We start from the raw sequence: 6620 nt of genomic DNA, 5'->3' as shown, positions 1-6620 counted from the left end.
CTAACACCTACACGGTTCCCGTATTTAATTTCCTGCTCTCATTAAATAAATACTCTTCTTATGGATTTGGTTTTTGGGGGGTTTTTATAACTTAAAACACCCCCCCTCCGCGTATCCGGGCGGGGTCATGTTTCACGTGAAACATGACCCCGCTTCACGCGCTCAGCCTTCCTTGGCCCACCACTGCCGGAGCGCCGCCACCGCCGCGTCGTACCCCATCGGCCCGTTCTCCAGCCGCAGCTCCAGCAGGTGCTTGTACGCATTGCCCACGGCAGGACCTGGGCCGACCCCCAGGATCTTCATGATCTGGTTGCCGTCGAGGTCCGGGCGGATCGCGTCCAGCTCCTCTTGTTCCTTCAGCTCGTCGATGCGCTCCTCCAGCCCGTCGTACGCACGCGAGAGCGCGGCCGCCCTGCGCTTGTTGCGCGTCGTGCAGTCCGAGCGGGTCAGCTTGTGCAGACGGTCGAGGAGCGGTCCAGCGTCCCGTACATACCTGCGGACAGCGGAGTCCGTCCATTCACCGGTGCCGTAACCGTGGAACCGCAGGTGGAGTTCGACCAGGCGCGAGACGTCCTTCACCAGCTCGTTGGAGTACTTCAGCGCGGTCATGCGCTTCTTGGTCATCTTCGCGCCGACCACCTCGTGGTGGTGGAACGAGACCCGGCCGTCCTCCTCGAACCGACGGGTGCGCGGCTTGCCGATGTCGTGCAGCAGCGCGGCCAGACGCAGGGTCAGGTCGGGCCCCTCCTCCTCCAGCGCGATGGCCTGCTCCAGGACGATCAGCGTGTGCTCGTAGACGTCCTTGTGCCGGTGGTGCTCGTCGCTCTCCAGCCGCAGGGCGGGCAGCTCCGGCAGCACGTACTCGGCGAGCCCGGTGTCCACGAGCAACGTCAGGCCCTTGCGGGGGTGCGTGGAGAGGATCAGCTTGTTGAGTTCGTCCCGGACCCGCTCGGCCGAGACGATCTCGAGCCGGCCGGCCATCTCGGTCATCGCCGTGATGACCTCCGGGGCCACCTCGAAGTCGAGCTGGGCCGCGAAGCGGGCGGCACGCATCATCCGCAGCGGATCGTCCGAGAAGGACTCCTCGGGCGTCCCCGGAGTGCGCAGCACCCGTGCGGCGAGGTCATCGAGACCACCGTGCGGATCGATGAACTCCTTCTCCGGGAGCGCCACGGCCATCGCGTTCACCGTGAAGTCCCGCCTGACCAGATCCTGCTCGATGGAGTCGCCATACGACACCTCGGGCTTGCGGGAGGTGCGGTCGTAGGCCTCCGACCGATAGGTGGTGACCTCGATCTGGAAGCTTCGATCAGCGTCTCCGACGCGGGCTTCCTTCTGTGCGGCGACCGTGCCGAACGCGATCCCGACCTCCCACACGGCATCCGCCCAGGGACGGATGATCTTCAGCACGTCCTCGGGACGGGCGTCCGTCGTGAAGTCGAGGTCGTTGCCGAGCCGGCCGAGCAGCGCGTCCCGGACCGAGCCGCCGACCAGGGCGAGCGAGAACCCGGCCTCCCGGAATCGGCGGGCGAGGTCGTCAGCAACAGGAGCCACCCGCAGGAGTTCACTCACCGCGCGGTGCTGCACCTGGCTGAGGGCACTGAGATTGTCTTCGTTGGCGTTCGGCACAACAGAAGAGGGTACGTGGCCCGGCACTGCGCGAGCGCCCCTATTAAGGTGTATGGCCGCCCTCCACGACAGCCGCATAAGTCAGCATGCGTGACATGCGCGACTGATCCTCCTTATACACGCACATAGGGGATGCCACCGCGATTGCACCTGATCTTGTGGAGCAGACCGCGGCACTTCCCCTCAGCGGGCATCGTTACCATGCGTGGACGCACATTCCGACGACCACTGACGACGACGAGGGACGGACGAGCGCGTGGCCGAGGCGGCAGACTTCCCGGGGATGGCTCCCTCACCTGCCCGCCGGTGGCTGCGGCGCACCGGAGCACTGCTCGCGGGGGCGCCGCTGCTGGCCGGTCTGCTCCAGCTGTCCGCGTCCTCGGCGCAGGCCGCGGAACACACCTACGCCAAGGAAGCCTCCAGTACGGGCACGGTGGCCGTCGCCGTCGACTCCCTGAGCCCCAGCATTCCCACCGAAGGCGACACGCTGACCGTCTCGGGCACGGTGACCAACAAGGGCAAGCAGACCGTCACGGGCGCTCATGTGGACCTGCGCGTGGGGTCCGCGCTGGCCACCCGCTCGGCGATCGACAGCACCGCCAAGCGGTCCGACGACATCTCCAGCTCCAGCGGATCCCCGGTGGGCGACAAGTACGTCGCCGAGTTCGCCAAGCTCACTCCCGGGATCTCCGAGCAGTTCAGCATCTCCGTACCGGTCGACGAGCTCGACCTCGGGGACGGCGGTGTGTACCCGCTGGGCGTCGCCCTGTCGGGCGAGACGTCCGCGAAGCCGTGGGAGCAGGTGCTGGGCATCCAGCGGACATTCCTGCCGTGGCAGCCGGACGAGGCCGACACCAGGACCCGTACGACCGTGCTGTGGCCACTGGTCTCCGACGTCCACATGACGGCCGAGACCGGGTCGAACGAACAGCAGACACCGGTGTTCCTCAACGACGACCTCGCCGCGGAGATCTCTCCCGGCGGTCGCCTCGACCAGCTCCTGAGCCTCGGCAAGAGCCTCGACGTGACCTGGGTGATCGACCCGGCCCTGCTTGCCTCCGTCGACGCCATGACCGAGCGGTACGACATCGTCTCCGGTGACACCACCACGGCAGGCAACAACCAGGCCGTCGCCGGCCGGTGGCTCGCCGAACTGCAACAGGCCGTGCAGGGCAAGCAGGTCGTCGCCCTGCCCTACGCCGACCCCGATCTGGCCTCCCTGGCACACAGCGGGACCAGCGTCACCGGCTCCCTGAACCAGCTCAAGGCCGCCACAGACGTCGCCGCCAGCACGGTGGAGACCGTGCTCCATGTGACCCCGAGCACTGACTTCGCCTGGCCGGTGGAGGGTGCCGTCGACCCGTCGATCGTGAAGGTCGCCACCTCCGCGGGCGCCGACAAGGTGATCGCGCGAAGCGACAGCCTCGCGGAGAACGGCGATCTGTCGTACACGCCCTCCGCGGCCCGCCCCATCGGCGGCGGCACCACGGCGGTGGTCGCGGACTCCCGCCTGTCGGAGGCGTTCCAGGGCGACCTCACGAAGGCCTCCGCTTCCACGCTCGCCGTGCAGGAGTTCCTCGCGCAGAGCCTGGCGCTGAACCTCCAGACGGACAAGCAACGCAGCATCGTCGTCGCCCCCCAGCGCATGCCGACCGCGGGCCAGGCCCAGGCCATGGCGGAGGCGGTCACCGCTCTGCAGGGCGGGACCTGGTCGCAGGCGCAGCAGCTCACGGCGACCGCCACGGCCAAGCCCGACCCCGGTGCCACGACGAAGGTACCGTCCCAGTCGGCGTACCCCTCCTCGCTCAGCAAGCGGGAGCTGCCGCGGTCAGCCTTCGTGGACATCGCCACCACGCAGGACCGGCTGGACAACTTCAAGGTGATCCTGACCGACGAGTCCCGGGTGGTGACCCCCTTCGGGCGGGCCATCAACCGCGAGATGTCCACGTCCTGGCGGGGCCGGACCACCGCGGCCAGCAGCTTCCGCCAGGGCGTCCAGGCCTACCTCACCAAGCTGGCCGAACAGGTCAAACTGATCCAGAAGTCGGAGCTCAAGCTCTCCGGACGCAGCGCCACGATTCCGGTGACCGTGCAGAACAACCTCGTGCAGGGTGTCGACCGCTTGGTGCTGCGGCTGACCTCGACCAATCCGACCCGTCTCGAGATCGACGGCAAGGCCTACGCCGAGCGGCCCATCGAGGTCTCCGGCGGGCACAGCACGACGGTGAAGTTCCCCACCTCGGCCAACGCCAACGGCCAGGCGGCGGTCGTCGCCCAGCTGTACACCGAGGACGGCAGGGCGTACGGCGCACCGGTCACCTTCGGCGTGAAGGTCACCGAGATCACGGCCACCGTGATGCTCGTCATCGGCGGCGGTTTCCTGCTGCTCGTGCTGGCCGGCTTCCGGATGTACACGCAGCGCAAGCGCGCGGCGGCCCGGGAGGCCCAGGAGAACGGCACCGACGAGACGGACCCGGCCGCCGACATGGCCGAGAGCACGCAGGATTCCGGGAACGGGCGCGCCGGCGAGTCGGACGCCCGGTCCGGGGCAGACGACCCGGTGCAGCCGAGTGACGGGACACCGGACACCGCAGCGGAAAGCACTGACCCGTCCGGGACGGGTGAGAGAGTGGACCGTTGAGGATGTCGTGGCCGGTCGGCCCGGAACGATGAGGTGGGGTAACCATGAACGCGCCGTACGACGGTGACCGCGGCCAGGCCGCGGGCAGCTCGGGCTACCCCGAGGGCCCGCCGCCCGAGCACGGCCAGGTGCCGCCGCAGCACCCCGCGGACATGTACCTCCAGGACGCCTACGACCAGGACCCGTACAGGTCCCAGGACCTCACCGCTCAGGATCCGGTCGCCGAGGCGCTCTACGACCGTGCAGCGCATCCCCCGCCGCCGCCCGGAGCCCACCCTCCCCAGCAGCCGCTCTACGGCCCGCCGCAGCAGTCCCCCTACGCGCCCGACCCACACGTGTGGGCCCAGACACCGGCGCCCGAGCCGGAGGGCCCTACGCAGTACCTGCCGTACGGCGACGACCCGCGCACCACCCAGTTCGTGGGCGTGGACGACCTCGTCACGCACTCCGGCGAGGAGCGCCACGAGCCCGACGCCTTCGCCCACCTCTTCCGCGACCAGCAGCAGGGCGGCACCCACCCGCCGATGGGGTCGTCCGCGGTACCGGGCCCGGCGCACGCTCCGGGCGGTCACGTTCCGGGTGGGCAGGTTCCGGTGGCGCAGTACCAGGCACCCGCGGCCGCCCATGCGTCGGGGCTCGTGGATCCGTCCTCCGGGGCCGACCAGACCATGAACCTCACCGCCACGCCGGCGGCCCCGGCACCGCCCGTGAAGAAGAGCGGACGGGCAACGGGACTGCTGAAGTCGAGCGCGGTGATGGCGGCGGGCACGATGGTCTCGCGTCTGACCGGGTTCATCCGGTCGGCGATGATCGTCTCCGCCCTGGGCCTCGGCTTCCTCGGCGACTCCTTCCAGGTCGCCTACCAGCTGCCGACGATGATCTACATCCTGACCGTCGGCGGTGGCCTCAACTCCGTGTTCGTGCCGCAGCTCGTCCGTGCCATGAAGGACGACGACGACGGCGGCGAGGCATACGCCAACCGCCTGCTGACGCTCGTGATGGTGGCCCTGGCCGCGCTCACCGGCCTCGCGATGTTCGCCGCCCCGCTCCTGGTCCGCATGCTGGCGAACCCGGTCGCCAGCAACCCCGCGGCCAACGAGGTCGCCGTCACCTTCACGCGCTACTTCCTGCCCTCGATCTTCTTCATGGGCGTCCACGTGGTGATGGGGCAGATCCTCAACGCGCGCGGGAAGTTCGGCGCGATGATGTGGACTCCGGTCCTGAACAACGTCGTCATCATCGTGACGCTCGGCATGTTCCTGTGGGTGTACGGCACCGCGGCGGACTCCGACATGAGCGTCACGAACATCCCGCCGGAGGGCCAGCGGCTGCTCGGCATCGGCATCCTGCTGGGCCTGGTCGTCCAGGCCCTCGCGATGATCCCGTACCTGCGCGAGACCGGCTTCCGGATGCGGCTGCGCTTCGACTGGAAGGGCCACGGCCTCGGCAAGGCCGCCATGCTCGCCAAGTGGACGATCCTGTTCGTCCTGGCCAACCAGGCGGGCGCGCTGGTGGTCACCCAGCTGTCCACCGCGGCCGGCATCGACTCGGGCGTCAAGGGCACCGGTTTCGCCGCCTACGCCAACGCCCAGCTGATCTGGGGCCTGCCCCAGGCCATCATCACCGTGTCCCTCATGGCCGCGCTGCTGCCCCGGATCTCTCGCTCGGCGGCCGAACAGGACGCGGGTGCCGTCCGCGACGACATCTCCCAGGGCCTGCGCACGACGGCCGTCGCGATCGTCCCCATCGCTTTCGGCTTCATCGCTCTCGGCATCCCGATGTGCACCCTCATCTTCGGCTCCTCGGGCATCAGTGAGGCCACCAACATGGGCTTCATGCTGATGGCCTTCGGCCTCGGCCTGATCCCGTACTCGGTGCAGTACGTCGTGCTGCGCGCCTTCTACGCCTACGAGGACACGCGAACGCCCTTCTACAACACGGTGATCGTGGCGGCCGTCAACGCCGCCGCTTCCGCCACCTGCTACTTCGTACTTCCGGCCCGCTGGGCCGTGGTCGGCATGGCCGCCTCCTACGGCCTGGCCTACGTCATCGGTGTCGGCGTCGCCTGGAACCGGCTGCGCAAGCGGCTCGGCGGGGACCTGGACGGCGCCCGCGTAATGCGGACGTACGCGCGGCTGTGCATCGCCGCCGTGCCGGCCGCCCTGCTCAGCGGCGCCGCCTGCTACGGCATCGCCCAGACTCTCGGCCAGGGCGTCCTCGGGTCCTTCGCCGCGCTGCTGGCCGGTGGAATCGTGCTGGTCGGCGTCTTCTTCGTCGCTGCCCGCCGTATGCGTATCGAGGAGCTCAACTCGCTCGTCGGCATGGTACGCGGACGCCTGGGTCGCTGAGG

The 6620-nt window shown here is 68.9% G+C and carries 3 protein-coding genes; 2 read left to right on the top strand and 1 reads right to left on the bottom strand.

The window, feature by feature from the left end; translation table 11 throughout:
• Positions 1 to 162: 162 nt before the first annotated feature.
• Positions 163 to 1629: a CCA tRNA nucleotidyltransferase gene (locus tag ACFWJX_RS11540; protein WP_383240331.1), complete on the bottom strand. Its 1467-nt coding sequence runs from the start codon at positions 1627 to 1629 to the stop codon at positions 163 to 165.
• 256 nt (positions 1630 to 1885) lie between these two features.
• Between ACFWJX_RS11540 and ACFWJX_RS11535 the strand changes: the two genes are divergently transcribed.
• Positions 1886 to 4270: a DUF6049 family protein gene (locus tag ACFWJX_RS11535; RefSeq protein WP_383240328.1), complete on the top strand. Its 2385-nt coding sequence runs from the start codon at positions 1886 to 1888 to the stop codon at positions 4268 to 4270.
• 44 nt (positions 4271 to 4314) lie between these two features.
• On the top strand, positions 4315 to 6618 hold the full coding sequence (gene murJ / locus ACFWJX_RS11530) for a murein biosynthesis integral membrane protein MurJ (protein ID WP_383240325.1): 2304 nt from the start codon (positions 4315 to 4317) through the stop codon (positions 6616 to 6618).
• Positions 6619 to 6620: the final 2 nt, after the last annotated feature.

It is taken from the genome of Streptomyces sp. NPDC058335 (assembly GCF_042723915.1).
In the GTDB taxonomy this organism is placed as follows: Bacteria; Actinomycetota; Actinomycetes; order Streptomycetales; family Streptomycetaceae; genus Streptomyces.
The sequence above is the reverse complement of the archived record's forward strand: the minus strand, read 5'-3'. Positions and strand labels throughout refer to the sequence as shown.